Source organism: Bartonella ancashensis, assembly GCF_001281405.1.
In the GTDB taxonomy this organism is placed as follows: Bacteria; Pseudomonadota; Alphaproteobacteria; order Rhizobiales; family Rhizobiaceae; genus Bartonella; species Bartonella ancashensis.
The window spans coordinates 588951-605423 of sequence record NZ_CP010401.1; the positions used below are offsets into that span (position 1 = coordinate 588951).

At 37.3% G+C, this 16473-nt stretch carries 11 protein-coding genes, 1 tRNA gene and 1 pseudogene; 5 read left to right on the forward strand and 8 right to left on the reverse strand.

The window, feature by feature from the left end:
* Nucleotides 1-448: 448 nt before the first annotated feature.
* Entirely contained in the window at nt 449-2149 is a 1701-nt protein-coding gene (gene rpsA / locus PU02_RS02510) for a 30S ribosomal protein S1 (RefSeq protein ID WP_053943939.1), read from the reverse strand.
* Between the two features lie 147 nt (nt 2150-2296).
* Entirely contained in the window at nt 2297-2932 is a 636-nt protein-coding gene (cmk, locus tag PU02_RS02515; RefSeq protein ID WP_053944633.1) for a (d)CMP kinase, read from the reverse strand.
* 1476 nt (nt 2933-4408) lie between these two features.
* On the opposite strand from cmk, the gene PU02_RS02525 reads away from it, so the two are divergent.
* Nucleotides 4409-4786: a TIGR02300 family protein gene (locus PU02_RS02525; protein WP_053943941.1), complete on the forward strand. Its 378-nt coding sequence runs from the start codon at nt 4409-4411 to the stop codon at nt 4784-4786.
* Nucleotides 4787-4910: 124 nt separating this feature from the next.
* A tRNA-Ala gene (locus PU02_RS02530) sits at nt 4911-4986 on the forward strand.
* A 421-nt stretch (nt 4987-5407) separates the two neighbouring features.
* Here the strand turns inward: PU02_RS02530 and mutS are convergent.
* Nucleotides 5408-8143, reverse strand: coding sequence for a DNA mismatch repair protein MutS (mutS, locus tag PU02_RS02535; protein WP_053943942.1), 2736 nt, complete (start codon nt 8141-8143; stop codon nt 5408-5410).
* 189 nt (nt 8144-8332) lie between these two features.
* Here mutS and PU02_RS02540 point away from each other — a divergent pair.
* Nucleotides 8333-9649 (forward strand): annotated as a pseudogene (locus tag PU02_RS02540) (malic enzyme-like NAD(P)-binding protein); the annotation flags it as partial.
* Between the two features lie 662 nt (nt 9650-10311).
* Here PU02_RS02540 and secB read toward each other — a convergent pair.
* Together secB and PU02_RS02550 are read right to left on the reverse strand one after the other, a co-directional pair.
* Nucleotides 10312-10809 carry a protein-export chaperone SecB gene (secB, locus tag PU02_RS02545; RefSeq protein ID WP_053943943.1) on the reverse strand — a complete coding sequence of 166 codons (498 nt, stop codon included), beginning with the start codon at nt 10807-10809 and terminating at the stop codon, nt 10312-10314.
* 146 nt (nt 10810-10955) lie between these two features.
* Entirely contained in the window at nt 10956-11432 is a 477-nt protein-coding gene (locus PU02_RS02550; RefSeq protein WP_053943944.1) for an FxsA family protein, read from the reverse strand.
* A gap of 198 nt (nt 11433-11630) precedes the next feature.
* Between PU02_RS02550 and PU02_RS02555 the strand changes: the two genes are divergently transcribed.
* Nucleotides 11631-12320: a Tim44/TimA family putative adaptor protein gene (locus PU02_RS02555; protein WP_053943945.1), complete on the forward strand. Its 690-nt coding sequence runs from the start codon at nt 11631-11633 to the stop codon at nt 12318-12320.
* A gap of 47 nt (nt 12321-12367) precedes the next feature.
* Entirely contained in the window at nt 12368-12943 is a 576-nt protein-coding gene (locus tag PU02_RS02560; protein WP_053944634.1) for a Smr/MutS family protein, read from the forward strand.
* A gap of 329 nt (nt 12944-13272) precedes the next feature.
* Here PU02_RS02560 and PU02_RS02565 read toward each other — a convergent pair whose 3' ends face one another.
* From PU02_RS02565 to PU02_RS02575, 3 genes are read right to left on the reverse strand one after another with little or no spacing between them, the layout of a single operon-like run.
* Nucleotides 13273-14274, reverse strand: a complete 1002-nt coding sequence (locus PU02_RS02565) for an Hsp33 family molecular chaperone (protein ID WP_053943946.1) — start codon at nt 14272-14274, stop codon at nt 13273-13275.
* 34 nt (nt 14275-14308) lie between these two features.
* Complete coding sequence (gene argF / locus PU02_RS02570; RefSeq protein WP_053944635.1) at nt 14309-15241, reverse strand: ornithine carbamoyltransferase; 933 nt, start codon at nt 15239-15241, stop codon at nt 14309-14311.
* Between the two features lie 4 nt (nt 15242-15245).
* Nucleotides 15246-16451, reverse strand: coding sequence for an aspartate aminotransferase family protein (locus PU02_RS02575; RefSeq protein WP_053943947.1), 1206 nt, complete (start codon nt 16449-16451; stop codon nt 15246-15248).
* Between the last annotated feature and the right edge of the window lie 22 nt (nt 16452-16473).

A 16473-nucleotide genomic window follows, 5' to 3' on the forward strand; every position in this document is an offset into this window, starting at 1 on the left:
GGAAAGTATGAAGAATCAGTTTTGCATTTTTGGCTAATTGTTTGTGGAAGTCATTTTTAAGTTCATATTCAGGAAATAAATTTTTTTTCCAGATGCTAAATCATAACCCAATTTGTAAAAATCTTCTTGTGATTGGTAAGAAGAACGAATGGGAAAGGCAGTTTTAGGAAGAGAACGAACTTTCGGTTTGGGGGAAAGAAACTTCTTCATGTAAAATTTTAAGGGTACCATAATACTCTATTTTCACTTAAAAGATGCATTTTTATAGGGTAAGTCGTTATACCACTTTGTCTGAAATGCGAACAGAGTGTAGAAAAAATGAGTTTTCCATTTTGGGGCATTGAGATGATTTTACTTGCTAACTGAAATAGTTAGACGATACGTTAATCGATGAACAAAAAACCGCTCAAAGAGAAAGAGCGGTTTTTATTTTTTGTTTTTTTGATAATTAATCTTGTTCTTGTTTTTTCAAAGCTGCTCCAAGAATTTCACCAAGGGAAGCTCCTGAATCTGCTGAACCATACTGAGCCACAGCTTCCTTTTCTTCTGCAATTTCTAAAGCTTTAATAGAGATTGAGATTTTGCGTGTCTTTTTATCAAACGCAGTAATACGAGCATCAACTTTCTGCCCTATAGAGAAACGTTCAGTACGTTGCTCATCCCTATCACGTGCTAAATCAGCTCGACGGATAATTGTTTCAAGATTATGATCAATTAATTTTACATTAAGGTTATTGTCATTAATTCCAATAACTTCACAAGTAACAATAGCACCCTTGCGCAACTCACCTGAAGCAGCTGCTTCCCCTACTTTATCAGAATGAAGTTGCTTAATTCCCAAAGAGATACGTTCTTTCTCAATGTCAACGTCAAGAACAACGGCTTTAACAATATCACCCTTATTATAAGTATCAATGACCTGCTCTCCAGGGCGATTCCAATCAAGATCGGAGAGATGGATCATACCATCAACATCACCTTCAAGCCCTACGAAGAGGCCAAATTCTGTTTTATTTTTAACTTCTCCTTCAATTTGAGAATTGACAGGGAATTTCTTAGAGAAAGCAACCCACGGATTTTCAGATATCTGTTTTAAGCCTAAGGAAATACGTCGTTTAGAAGAATCAATTTCAAGTACAACAACCTCAACTTCTTGGGATGTAGAAAGAATCTTCCCAGGATGAACATTCTTCTTTGTCCAGCTCATTTCAGAAATGTGGATTAACCCTTCTATACCGGGCTCAATTTCAACAAAACAACCATAATCTGTGATGTTAGTAACAGCACCTGTAATTTTTTTGCCAATAGGATATTTTTCACTAATGCTATCCCAGGGATCCTTTTCAAGTTGTTTCATTCCCAGTGAGATACGATGTGTATCTTGGTTGATACGAATAATCTGAACTTTGATCGTTTGGCCAATTGTGAGGAGCTCGGAGGGGTGGTTAACACGTCTCCATGCCATATCTGTAACATGTAAGAGACCGTCAATGCCACCAAGATCAATGAAAGCACCATAATCAGTGATATTTTTAACTACACCTTCAACAATTTGGGTTTCTTCAAGATTTTGAACAATTTCTGATCGTTGCTCAGCTCGGCTTTCTTCTAAAACAGTACGACGCGAAACAACAATATTACCGCGACGGCGATCCATTTTCAAAATTTCAAAAGATTGTGTATTGTGCATTAAAGGGGTAACATCACGAATAGGACGGATGTCAACTTGGCTGCGTGGTAAAAAGGCAATAGCACCATCAAGATTTACAGTAAAACCACCTTTTACTTGGCTAAAGATGATTCCATCTACACGTGCACTTGCGTTGAATTTTTCTTCGAGACGGGTCCAGCTTTCTTCGCGGCGTGCTTTTTCACGTGACAAAACCGCTTCACCCATCGCATTCTCAATGCGTTCGATGTAAACTTCAACCTCATCACCGGCTTGCAGTGAGTCACCTTTACCTTTGCTTCCAAATTCTTTTAGAGGTACACGTCCTTCGACCTTAAGGCCAGCGTCGATTATGGCCACATCTTTTTCAATTGCAATAATTCGACCTTTAACAACAGATCCTTCATTGAGGTCGTTGGTTTGGAAAGATTCCATTAAAAGGGCTTCAAAATCCGCTTTTGTAGGATTATATTGTGACATAGGAACTCCTGAATATACGCCTTTATCGTGAAAAGGTATGAGCGCGGGGTTAGTGTTGACTATAAGGAGATTTCACAATCCTATCTTCCATAAAGAAAAGAGATTAGCGCCATCTTGGAAATCACCTCAATGATTCTGTTTGACTGTCTAGGTTTTTATGAAAGGATCAATAAAATCACAAGCAGCTGCAAACACTTCTTCTATACTCAATTCCGATGTGTCAAGCAAGTGCGCGTTTTGTGCTGGTTTTAGAGGGTTTTTTTTCCGGGTTATGTCGCGTTCGTCACGCTGTTTCAAGTCTGCAAGAATCTTATTGTAATCTGCTTGCATCCCTTTTTTCAGAATTTCTTGATAACGACGTTTTGCACGTATTTGAATATCGGCTGTGACGTAGAGTTTTACATCTGCATCAGGAAAAACAACAGTACCAGTGTCACGTCCATCAAGTACACTTCTAGGGAATTTTTGAGAGAAGTGACGTTGTTTCATGGTAAGAATATCACGTACGGCTGGTATAACCGCTATTTTTGAAGCTGCTTTGCCAATTTCATGATCACTGAGAAGGGTTGGATTTAAGGTATTTAAATCAAGATCTCTAGCATATGTGATAGCATTTTCTTCGTCATCGCAGGATAATCCCTTTTGTAGGAGTGCATGGGCAATGCTGCGGTAAGTAAGACCGGTATCTAAGTAATGTAGGTGATAATGAGCAGCGATTTTGCGTGCTAATGTGCCTTTGCCAGAAGCTGCTGGGCCATCGATTGCTACAATAAAAGGTTTCAACAAATTTGGCCTCCAGGTTTGTTGATTAAGGGGATTAGTTTTAGAAATTGGCACAGATCGTTCGCTAATTGCCAATAACGGAAGATCTTCCTGAAATGAGCTCGAAGGTTAAGAAAGCATATCACAATGCAACGGTCAAGATATGTTGAACATATCCATCTCTTAGGCTTTAGATAAATTTTGTCTATCAGTAGTAAAAAAAATAGGACTTTTTGCAAATCCGATAAGGTTAATTTTTGATCTTTTAACAAAAGCAGAAAGTCGATCAGACTTTTTACCGTATGGCTGCTTGATTCTTAAAATAATTGTTTTTTAGCAAAAGTTGTCACTACCGCTAAAATGGCACATTCGCCAATCATTTGTAAGGTACATTCTTAGGTATAGTGATGCCCTTTGATATTTGGTGATTAGACACGAAAATAAGAATTGTTTCGTCGATATTTAGAAAATCAATGTTGGGTTCTATTTTCTGGAGTATTTGGATAAAATTTATTCTGGAATTACGAACAAACATATTTTTGAAGTTACATGAGCATTCTAAATGAAAAAAAGCTGCAGCAGATGGAAAAGTAGATCCTTTTAGATATGGTAATTTATCCAGAAGCATAATGATTGATCGTGCAAATGAATAAAATATATGCTTTATTTGTCTTGGTATCACGTCAGACATAAAACATTCTTAATGTGCTTTTTGGGGGATTTTGAATCAAACATTAGCGTAATGATTGTTGATATATCAGTAGTGTGAAAATCAGGATGTGAAAACTAGCAGGAAGAATCGCTGATTTAAATTTTCAAGAAATTAAAAATATACGAAAATAGAATCGGATTGGCGTTTTCGTGACCATAGACAATTGAAGTGGATAATTTTTCAATTTTATTGATTTCTGTTAAACACAGCGAAGCAATGATATGCTTTGACTAGGCGGAAGAAATATCACTTATAAAAAGTTTTTATGCAGTAAAAGCTAGTTACACCTATGATGAATATATGCATCTATTTTAGAATTACCAAAATTCAAAGTTGTCTATACTTATTGTAACAGATAGTTATTGTCGGTTCTATGAGTAAGTCATATGCCTTTTGTGGGTATAAGCGCCCATAATTTACACAATAAAAGTCATATACAAAACATCGTTAATTGTAGAAATACGACTAATATGAGTTTCATCATTTGTAAATCTTAAATCTAATACAGAAGATTTAATGTGACATTGATTCATCACTGAGAACTTTTGACTATCATAAAAATAGCTGATTTACGTTATTGTAGACACTACATTACGCGTAAAATCTGCATAATTCTTAACTCAATTTTATAAGACTTGAGAATTCTAAACATATTTTATGGTGAGAATTACAAGAAAATCCATGTGGAATAATACATTTGTCTTTGACAAATACACTATTTTTCGCTTAAGCACCATAAACATCATCCTTTCAGTGAAACTATGCTAACCAAAGAGGCGCGATTCATGGCAAAAAAGGAACTTGGAACCAAGCGTATTGACCCAGAAACGGGGAAGAAATTTTATGATCTAGATCGTGACCCTATTGTGTCGCCTTATACGGGGATTTCTTATCCACGCTCTTACTTTGAAGTTGTGGCAGCTGAAGCGAATAACGAAGAGGAAGTTGATACCGAAGAGCTTGATGCAGCACTTGAGAAGTCTGACTTTATGTTACTTGAAGAGAGTGTCGATGATTCTAAAGGAAGTGATTTGCCTGATTTGGAGGATGATGAGGTGGATCTTGTGGATGATGATGCGTTTTTACCTCATGATGAAGATGATGAGAGTGATGACATGACCGGTATTCTTGGCAATGGTGTTTCCAATGATGATGAACTTTAAAAAGGTTGAGAGGGTTTTCTTTCGTTGAATGTGAAATCTTCTTGATTTTGAAGTCTTATTATTTTGGTAATTTTGTTCGCTTTGGTATTATTCGTCTCATTTTTAGGTTGTGAGTCGTTTTTATGGGGCTATAGCTCAGCTGGGAGAGCGCTTGCATGGCATGCAAGAGGTCAGCGGTTCGATCCCGCTTAGCTCCACCAAAAAGAGTGTTTACTTTTGTAAAGAAGATTTTTTAAAGAGAGCTTTATTGAGGGGGTCATATTGCAGTTTTTGCAAGGTATTTTTCTATTTTTTAGAACATAGGAGTGTAGTAACCCATAATACACAGCTTTTACTTGTTTGTAATGATCAGAAAATCACCACTATTTTCAAAATGATTAGAATCTTTTGTTTACTATACAAGGAAAAAAATAGATTTTACTTTGAGAAAGACCTGCTGTCGTCATTGAGAGGTAAGAATATGAGGTGGCGGTAGGGATATATTGGCATTTTGCGTTTTTCGAAGAAGTAAAGCTAAAATATTTGAGCAATGCAATAGCAAAAAATTTCGAAATCAGACGGTAATTTACAAACGAGGTTTATTTGTAACAGGAAACCTTCTGAATGCATGTGCAACGAAGATCATTTTTTTTCAAGTTGTTTAAGACGATAAAGTGTTTCTAGTGCATCTTTTGGAGATAATTCATCCGGATTAATGTTTTTTAAAGCTTCTTTAATTGCGTCATGTTTATTTTCTGTTTCATGCGAAGAAGTGCTTATTTGAGATGTAAAGAGTGGTAAGTCATCAATCAATTGGTGATCTTTTTTAGCTGTTTTATTTTGTTCTAGTTGATGTAAAATATTTGTTGCACGAAGAATAACTTTTTTAGGTAATCCAGCAATTTTTGCAACTTGTACACCGTAAGATCGATCAGCAGCTCCTTGTGTGATTTCATGAAGAAATATAACACCATCGTTCCAATTTTTAACTTTCATAGTTACGTTGTAAAGATGGTCGAGCTTTTCGGTGAGTGCTGTCATTTCGTGAAAGTGTGTAGCAAGAATGGTTCGGCATTGGTTAACTTCGTGAAGATATTCAACGGTAGCCCAAGCAATTGAAAGACCGTCAAACGTAGATGTTCCTCGTCCAATTTCATCTAAAATCACAAGAGAATGACTGGTAGCATGATTAAGAATAGTTGCCGTTTCAACCATTTCCATCATGAAGGTTGAACGTCCGCGTGCTAGGTTATCAGAAGCGCCAACACGGCTGAATAAGCGGTCAACAATACCAATATGGGCCGAGATTGCTGGTACAAAAGAACCCATCTGGGCCATAATAGCAATGAGAGCGTTTTGACGCAGAAAAGTTGATTTTCCCCCCATATTGGGACCTGTTAATAGCCAAATTGCTGCGTACTGATGATTTTGTTTTGAAGAAAGGTCACAGTCATTAGCAACAAATTGGTTAGCCATCTGTTTTTGTAATGCTTGTTCTACAACAGGGTGGCGACCTGCAGTGATGCGAAAAGTTAGAGAATGATCGATAATTGGACGGCAATAATTTTGTTCTTCAGCTAGGAAAGCTAAGGAAACGGATACATCTAAGATTGCAAGTGCTTCGGCAGCTTTCCGAATAAAATTAGCCTGTTCTGTAATTTCGCTCACAAGCATGTCAAATATTTCTAATTCAAGCGTTGTGGCATGGTGAGTTGCGTGAGTAATGCGGCTTTCAAGCTCAGCGAGTTCTGTTGTTGTAAAGCGCATAGCATTTACCATCGTTTGCCGATGGATAAAACGCGCTTTTATTTGAGGATCATTTGTGAAAAAATTGGCTTGTGAAGCTGTAACCTCAATGAAGTATCCTAGAATATTATTGTGTTTAATTTTAAGGGTTTTTATACTTGTTTCTCGAACATATTGTGCTTGAAGTTCAGCAATAACACGACGAGATTCATCGCGTAGACGACGCATTTCATCTAGTTCTTGATGATAATTTGAACGAATGAATCCTCCATCACGTTTAAGTAGTGGAAGATTATCAGCCAGCGCTTGATCTAGGCGAGCATGTAAAGTTGTTGGTAGGTTTGAAAATATTTCTCGCACGTCGCTTATTTCTTGAGGTAGAAGTTCATTACCGAATAACTGATTGAGTTCGCTAATAATTTCAAAACCACGTTGAATTGTTGCTATGTCACGTGGCCCTCCTCGATTAAGGGCTAAACGTGAAAGAGCACGAGGCATATCTGGCCCTCCTTTTAAGACTAATCGAATGGTCTCTGAAAGAGAAGTATTGCGTAAGAAAAAAGTGATTGAATCAAGACGTTTATTAATAATTTCAGGAACAGTTAGAGGAGAAATTAGACGATCAGCAAGAAGACGTGAACCACTGCCTGTAACGGTGCGATCAATGGCCTTTAATAAACTTCCATCTCGTTGACCAGATGTTGTGCGAATGAGTTCAAGATTGAGTCTAGTTGCAGCATCAATGAAAAGGGTAGAATTTTCGTTCTGTCTCTCAGGGTGCATGAGAGGAGGGCGGTGGCTGATTTGTGTTTTTTCAATGTAGCGAATGGTTGCTGCAATAACCGAAAGTTCAGTTCGTGAATAATCGGAAATACCTTCAAGTGTTGATAATTTGAAGTAGCTGCAAATATCACGTTCAGCAGTAGTTGTATCAAAGAGGATAGCTGGTTGAGGTGAGATGGTATGACTGAGAACATTAAAAAATGATTTTAAAGATTTATCATAAAACAATGAATCGGCTACAATGATTTCTTGTGGGTCTATACGCATAATGTCGGTTAAAAGCTTTTCAATATTACTTTCTGCAACGCGAAATATGCCTGTAGAAATATCTATCCAAGAAATTGCGAATTCTTCCCTATCATCTATCTTAATGCGAGAGAGTGCCATTAAGTAATTTGCACGTGCTGGATCAAGAAGTTTGTCTTCTGTTACTGTTCCAGGCGTTATGAGGCGAACAACTTCGCGTTGAACAATCGATTTTGAACCACGTTTTTTAGCTTCTCCAGGATCTTCAGTTTGTTCGCAGACAGCAACACGGTATCCGCAAGAGATCAATTTTTGCAAATAGTCATCTGCAGAATGAACAGGAACGCCACACATTGGGATATCATTACCTAAGTGTTTTCCACGTGTCGTAAGTGTAATTCCTAAAGCTTGAGAAGCTTTAATTGCATCATCAAAGAATAATTCATAAAAATCGCCCATACGATAAAAAAGAAGAAAGTCGTCATGGATCGCTTTGATTTCTATATATTGCTCCATCATGGGGGTCAAACGTTCTTGATGATTTTTAGATGGAGCCAAAAATTGCAAAGTGGTATTATCTTGAGAAATATCCTTTTTTTCCATTTTAATGTGTTCGTTCCTTCTTATACACTATCCTTTTTTATTTACTTCGTAGCATATCTTCACTATCTTCGCACTGAAGGATATGACTAGCCCTTTATAAGGTGAGTAGTAATTCCTGGTATGTGAATCAGATTTTGAAATCATCAAATGATTGTATTCATAAGCTGTTTTAGGAGAAAAACAATAAAGATGGAACAAAATAAACAAGAACACGCAGTTTACAAAACGGTTTATAGTGCAAGTGAGCAAGAAGCTCTTGATTTTCATAGTAATGGTCAACCTGGAAAACTTGGAATTGTTGCGACAAAACCCATGGTAACGCAGCGGGATTTAACATTAGCTTATTCACCAGGAGTTGCTGTTCCTGTTCATGCAATCGCTCAGAATCCAGAATTAGCTTACAGTTATACGGCTAAGGGAAATCTCGTTGCCGTTATATCGAATGGGACTGCTATTTTAGGTTTAGGAAATTTAGGTGCATTGGCGTCTAAACCAGTGATGGAAGGAAAGGCAGTTCTTTTTAAGCGTTTTGCAGGTATTGATTCAATTGATTTGGAAATTGATACAGATGATGAGGAAAATTTTATTAATATTGTACGCCATTTAGAACCATCCTTTGGTGGTATCAACCTTGAGGATATTAAAGCGCCCGATTGTTTTGTCATTGAACAACGTTTATGCGAAGTGATGGATATCCCAGTTTTTCATGATGATCAGCACGGGACTGCGATTGTTGCTGTTGCCGGTATGATAAATGCTTTGCATTTGACTGGACGAGACATGAAAAATGCACGATTGGTTTGCAATGGTGCTGGTGCTGCAGGTATTTCTTGTATTAAACTTCTTAAAGAGATCGGTTTTAAACCTGAGAATATTCTATTGTGTGATACAAAGGGCGTTATTTACGAAGGTCGTGAAGAAGGCATGAATCCATGGAAATTGGCTCATGCTACCGAAACAGATAAGCGTACTCTTGCTGAAGCAATAAAGGATGCTGATATATTTTTTGGAGTTTCTGCTAGAGGAGCATTAACTAGCGAAATGGTGAAGTCAATGGCAGCTCAGCCGATTATTTTTGCCATGGCTAATCCTGATCCGGAGATTACACCAGAAGAGGTAATGCAGGTGCGTCATGATGCTATTGTCGCAACAGGTCGATCAGATTATCCTAATCAAATTAATAATGTTCTTTGTTTTCCATATATATTTCGTGGTGCACTTGATGTGCGCGCGACGACCATTAATGAACATATGAAAATTGCCGCAGCAAAAGCTATCGCAGATCTGGCACGTCAAGAAGTTCCAGAGAGTGTCGTGAAAGTTTCTTATGATTGTCAGTTAAAGTTTGGTCAAAATTACATCATACCTACTCCATTTGATCCTAGATTGCTTCCAGTTGTTTCAGTTGCAGTAGCAAAAGCGGCAATGGAAAGCGGTGTTGCTCGGAAATATATTGATAATTTAGCAGTTTATGAAAATGACTTGAAAATGAGGTATGATTCTGTACACCTGTAATCGGCTATTTAAATAGATTAGATGTGTGTCATCATGTTTTTGGAAAGAAATAGCGTCAATTGAGATTTTACCGGAAGGTTAAGGTAGTTTGGCGCACGAGGATCGTTATTTCTGTACATGGTTTTCTGTGTTTATTTTCAATTATTTTGATAGGTAGAGAAGTATTAGAATGGTATATTACACGCTACACGCAATTACAGTATTTGAGGCTGTCTTTTGCCTGTTTACAATATTAGTTGGTGCAATGGCTAAGAACAGATTAAACACTATAATATAGTGGTAGATATTTCGTAACTTATTAAAATGGTAGCATAATAATTAATAAAACATGATAATTTTTGTCCTGAAGAAATCGTTTTAGTATTTGGGATAGAGTTTTTGCTTTCGTGAATAGATAAAGGCGTTAATAGTGCAGGACATACAGGTGCTTGTCTGCCTGTGGGGTTGATGCATTTACTTCAAGAAGGTTATAAAATTTATACTTTTTATGCAATTCAAATGATTATTATACAATGGCAAAGATAGCACGATATTCTCATATATGTCTTTTACGTGAGATGCCTATGGTTACACGTGCGGAGCAAACTTCTCATCAAAACAATGACACTCAAAATCTCAGGATTTTACTCATTAAGTACAAAAATCATATGTAATTACGCAAGGGAGGTGTTAAGGTTGAGGAGTTGGGTTATTTTTTTCTCTTCAGCAACACGTTTTTGAAACAAAGCAACAAAATCAATTGGGTCAATCCACAGAGGAGGGAAGCCACCGCTTTGAGTTGCATCAGATATGATTTGCCGAGCAAAGGGAAATAAAAGCCTAGGACACTCAACGAAGATAAGCGGCATAATATGCTCTTGAGGAATATTTTTAATGTGAAAAACACCACCATAAACGAGCTCTACGTGAAACAGCACATCATCTACATTATCACAAGCCTTCACCGAAAGTGATAAGAGAACATCATAATTGTCATCACCTATTGGATTTGCATCTATATTGATACTTATTTCAATTTGCGGTGCCTTTTCTCGTGGGCGTAATGAACGTGGAGCATTCGGATTTTCAAATGATAGATCTTTTAAGTACTGGGTTATTACAGCAAAAACAGGTCCTTCCCCGTTATTATTGTTTACTTCACCTTCAGCCATACTAATAACCTCATACTAACGCATATCTTGTTTCATTGAGATAGGAGGATTATCATGCCTCACAAGTGGTTTCAAGAAATGTTCTCATTATCTCTGTTGTTTTTTTGTGTATCTATCGTTATTTTCTCTATTTTGTGTGATGATTTTCAATCTTTGTACCAAGGAGATTCTTTTTTACTGCAGTTTTGATAATCTTCTGCACTAAGATCAATGGTTTTTTCGTTTTTTGTTTTGGTATGAGGGCTCGATTTATTTGCTTGGAGTAGAAAGAGAAAACAAACGAAGGTGCGCACAGGTTTTATAAGGAGAAGTAATCCCAAAATATCACTCACAAAACCAGGAAGAATAAGAAAAATTGCACCAATAATAATGAAAAGTTCATCTGTTATGTTGTGTTTTAATTCATATCCTGGGACAAAGCTGCGTCGCATATTGCTTAGAAGGTTAATACTATAAGCACGCAAGAGAATGCATCCACCTACGGTAGTTAAGAAAATTAAACTAAAAGTTGCAAAAATTCCAATTTTATTTCCGATGATGATAAGGCTAGCAACTTCAATAAAAATAGCAACAAGGATGATTACTGAAAGATAGCGAGTTCCTATATGATAGATTTTTGTCATGTTAAAATTCCATTTTCGACATTTTATACAGAAAAAATTTATGCATAAGTACTTTTTTGTTTAAGTTGGGGATCACAAATGTAGTTTAATTGACAATATTTGAGTAGTTAGTTGATTTATTTTACATGTTTACTGATAAATGATATGAAATATAGCGCTTGTGGTAAGCCATTTAAAATTTGGAGATTAACAAAATTCATGAAATTTGATTTTGCATTGGGGATAGCCTTTGTTATCATGGTAGTTGCTTTTGTGCAATTGCGTAATGTCCTCGGGAAACGTACCGGTTTTGAGAAACCTCCCTTCGATCCTTATTCTGATCACTCTAAAGAGGTTAAGGTAGAGGGAGTTGAGGGTGTTATTTCTTTGCCTTCTCAAGTCAGTGCAAAAAAGGATGATTTTGGTGATATTGACGCTATTGCTCCAGAAGGGAGTGCGTTAAATGATGGGTTGCGATCCATTCGTCAAATTGATCCTAATTTTTCGCCTCAATTTTTTATGAATGGTGTTCAAATTGCTTATGAGTTAATTATGTCAGCTTTTGCACAGGGTGATCGCGATAAGCTGAAAGAACTTCTTTCTTGGGATGTTTTTGAGAGTTTTTGTGCAGAGATTGATCAACGTGAGGAAAGAAATGAAAAGATCCAATTTACTTTTGTTGGAATTAACAAGGTTGAATTTGTTGCAGCAAGAGTGCATGGGAAAGAGGAATTATTGACTGTGCGTATTGTCAGTGAGATTATCTCTGTGACTTACAATGCACAAGAAGAGCGTGTAGATGGTGATCCTGAGGCCATCGTGGAAATTAAGGATGTGTGGACTTTTATTCGAAATAGTGCATCAAAAGATCCGAATTGGAAGCTTTTTGCGACAGAAGATGAAAGTTAAAGAGGTTGCTTTATCGGTTACTTCTTTGAATGAAGTTTAAAAATAAGATGGCTGAAAATGAACGGGATAAAGACAAAAACTTGTTGATTTCACAAAGTTATTTGTGGGACATGGTTTGTAGTACTGTAGTACCCTTTCATGGTAGATCTGTCCCTTCTATCAAGGAGGAGATAAGAAGTGTTTATAGTGAGCAACCGAAAATAATGCAGGCTGCTCTTCATGTTGAAGGGCATAAGAAGCAGTATAGAACTTTTAAAAAAATGGGGGAAGTAGCTAAAGAGGTACAAAAAGTATCTCGCTATGATCCCAAGACATATCGTAAAATCGCGAAGGAAAATTTTTTTACGGACGCGTGGATTGATCTTCACGGTCTCACTCAGAATGCAGCTTATTCTTCTTTAAAAGAATTTCTGCAATCTTCTCAACAACGTGGATTGCGCCATGTTTTAGTGATAACGGGAAAAGGTCGATCGTATGGTAGCGATGGTGTTTTATGTCGATTTGTCCCTTATTGGCTATCAACATCGATTTTTCAGTGTTATGTGTATGCGTTTGAGCAGGCTGCTCGCAAACATGGTGGTTATGGTGCAGTTTATGTTTGGTTGCGCCGTTTGTATAAATAGTACCTCGATACTCAAAACATTTCAGGTTTTATGAAGAACGATGGTATTGTGTCGAATTATACCGAGAAGAGCTTTATTATAGCAGATTAGATTTTGTCTTTTGCTTAATCACTGCTGTTTTGGAGACGATAGCAGGAGAGATGTGTTTCTTTTCTAGAACGAATAATAGTGTGTTTATCAGATATGAGTGATTGTTGGGGGGCACAAAAATCTTCAGAGAGTTTTAAAAAAGCTAAATTCTAGGAGATGATTTTCAGGGACCCATTTTCGGAGAAAAATGCTCTAATATTTTAGGGGTTGTTTAGTTTTTAGTTGCAGAAGAGATTTTTTTACACCGATCCTTCGGACAATTCTGATGGTTTAAAACAGTAGTTTGTTGAACAAAATTCACATGTGACAGTTATTCGTTGATTTTTAATTGTTTGAACACGTTCTTCTGCGGAAAATCCTTCTAGTATTTCTTTAATTTTTTTATGTGAGCAAGAACACTTATCTGAGATAGGAATAGCGTTGAAGATTCTGACACTATGTTCATGAAAGAGGCTAAATAATAACCGCTTGCTTCCGATTTGAGGATTAGTTAATTCTGTGTCTTCAATAGTTGCGGTGAGTGCCTGAGCTTCCCTCCATTGATCTTCAAGTTGATTACATGTTTTAAGTACGTCTGAATTTTTATTGGTTTTATGAATTGCATTATGGTCAGGTATTTGAGGTAAGAGCTGGGTTAGAATGCCTCCTGCATGCCATTTTTTTCCTTGCTCGTCGTAATTTTTTAACGTGGTGACCGCTAAATGAATATTTGTAGGGATCTGTTCTGATTGAGCAAAATACGCGTGGGCAACATCTTGTAAACTTGATCCATCTAATGCAACAATTCCTTGATAGCGTTGCGTATAGTTTCCTTGATCAATTGTCAGGGCTAAAGTACCTTTTCCAAGGAGCACTTCTGGGGATGTTTGATTGTTGATTACTGCTTGTTGTAGGCGTTTTTCATCAAAACGAGCATATCCACGTAAGTGCGAAGGGGCAGTAAAATCACACACTAACATACTCACAGGACCATCAGAATGGGTTTGTAAAATAAACTTACCTTCGAGTTTTAGAGATGTTCCAAGAAGAACGGTGAGAACAAGCGCTTCTGCTAAGAGATATGACACAGGCTCAGGATACTGATGTCTTGTTAAGATAGAATCCAAAACTTTTCCAAAATGTACAGCTCGTCCACGAATGTCGAGTGCTTCAACTTGGAAAGGAAAGACAACATCACCTTCGGTCGAGCTGATATCACTCAAGTAGACTTCACTTTTGGGTTGATTTGTCATTTTACACATATTTTTTATAGTCGATATCAGAAAATTATAAATTTTATGCGGAAAAATGCGTGTTTTGTAAACACCACGAGAGAACAGCTTTTTGGGTATGAAGACGATTTTCTGCCTCATCGAATACAACGGAGTGCGGTCCATCAATGACAGCATCTACAACCTCTTCACCACGATGTGCAGGAAGGCAGTGCATAAAGAGGCTATCAGATTTTGCTAATTTCATGAGGGCTTCATTGACTTGGTAAGGCTTAAAAATAGCGGGATCATATGCACGTGATTCTTGTCCCATAGAAAGCCACGTGTCAGTAATGATACAATCAGCATTTTCAGCAGCCTCTTGAGGATTGTTTGTCAGAGTAATATGAGCACCCCGTTCACGAGCCCAGTTAATATATTTTTCCTGTGGTTCATTTCCTTTTGGTGTAGCAATACGTAAATGGAAATCAAAAAGGACTGTTGCTTCAATCAAGGAGTGAAGAACATTATTTCCATCTCCCATCCAAGCGAATATTTTTCCTGCAATTGGCCCACGGTGCTCCTCGTAGGTAAGAATATCTGCAAGAATTTGACAAGGATGTGTGTCATCTGTCAATGCATTAATGACAGGGACACAGGAAGATTGAGCTAATTCGAGCATTCGATGATGTGCTGTTGTTCGTAGAAGAATAATATCTACGAAGCGTGATAAGACACGCGCTGTATCAGTGATGGTTTCGCTGTGACCAAGTTGCATCTCTGATCCTGTTAACATGATGGTTTCTCCACCAAGTTGACGCATGCCTACATCAAATGAAATACGTGTGCGTGTGGATGGTTTTTCAAAAATCATTGCGAGTGTTTTACCAATGAAAGGTTTTGAAATTTTTCCTTCTTTAAAAGTTGTTTTAAGAATTTTGGAATGATTAATAAGAGCACGTGCTGTTTGTGGTGTTAAAATGGACAAGTCAGTAAAGTGACGAAGAGTTTTTGCCATGATATTATGCTCTTTTTTCTTCATTTATTTTTGAAAGATGAGCGATTGCTTTTTCAATACGAGACAAGCCTTCATATATTTCATCTTCAGTTATGATAAGAGGGGGCAGAAAGCGCACAATATTCTTTCCAGATCCGACGCTTAAAATATGTTCATTATCCAGCGCCGTAATAACTTCATTTTGAGGTATTTTGCAATGGATTCCCATCATAAGTCCTGTTCCCTGAATTGAACAGATAATATCAGGGTAAGTTTTATGGATGGTTAATAGTCCTTTTTCAAGTTTGTAAGCCATTTTTTGAACATGATAGAGGAAACCAGGTTCTAAAACACTATCAAGAACGCTATTGCTAACAGCGATACCAAGAAGGTTTCCTCCAAAAGTTGATCCATGGGTTCCAGGTGTCATGCATTTTGCAGTTTTTTCTGTCGCGAGACAGGCTCCTAATGGGAAGCCACCTCCTAATCCTTTTGCGAGTGTGAGAATATCAGGTACGATATCACTCCATTCGTAAGCAAAGAGCTTTCCTGTTCGTCCTATGCCTGTTTGGATTTCATCTAAAATCAATAACAAGCCATTTTCATCACATAATTTGCGCAAGAGTTTCAAAGTTTCATGGGGAACTATACGCAATCCTCCTTCACTCTGAACAGGTTCAATGAGAAGAGCTGCTGTATTATCATTAATAGCATTCCTCAGGGCTGTTTGATCATTAAAGGGAACTTGGATAAAACCAGCAGCTTTTGGTCCAAAACCCTCGAGATATTTTTCTTGTCCACTGGCTGCAAGTGTAGCAAGTGTACGGCCATGAAATGCACCTTCAAAAGTGATAATTTCTACGCGTTCTGGTTTTCCTGAAGTATAATGATAACGGCGAGCAGTTTTAAAGGCACACTCCAGTGCTTCAGCACCAGAATTACAGAAAAAAACTTTGTCAGCAAAGCTGTTAGCACAAAGGCGTGCAGCAAGGGATTCTTGTTCAGGTGATTGAAAAAGATTGGAGACATGCCAAAGTTTTTCGGATTGTGTTTTGAGAGCATTAGTCAATTTTGGGTGATTATATCCCAGAACATTAACAGCAATACCGGATGTAAAATCAAGATAATGCTCTCCTTTGTTAGAGATAAGCCAAACACCATCACCTCTTTCGAAATATAAATCGCGCCGTGTAAAAGTGTTATAGAGGAACTGTGAAGCAATGAGATCCATTATTATTTCCTTAACATTACAT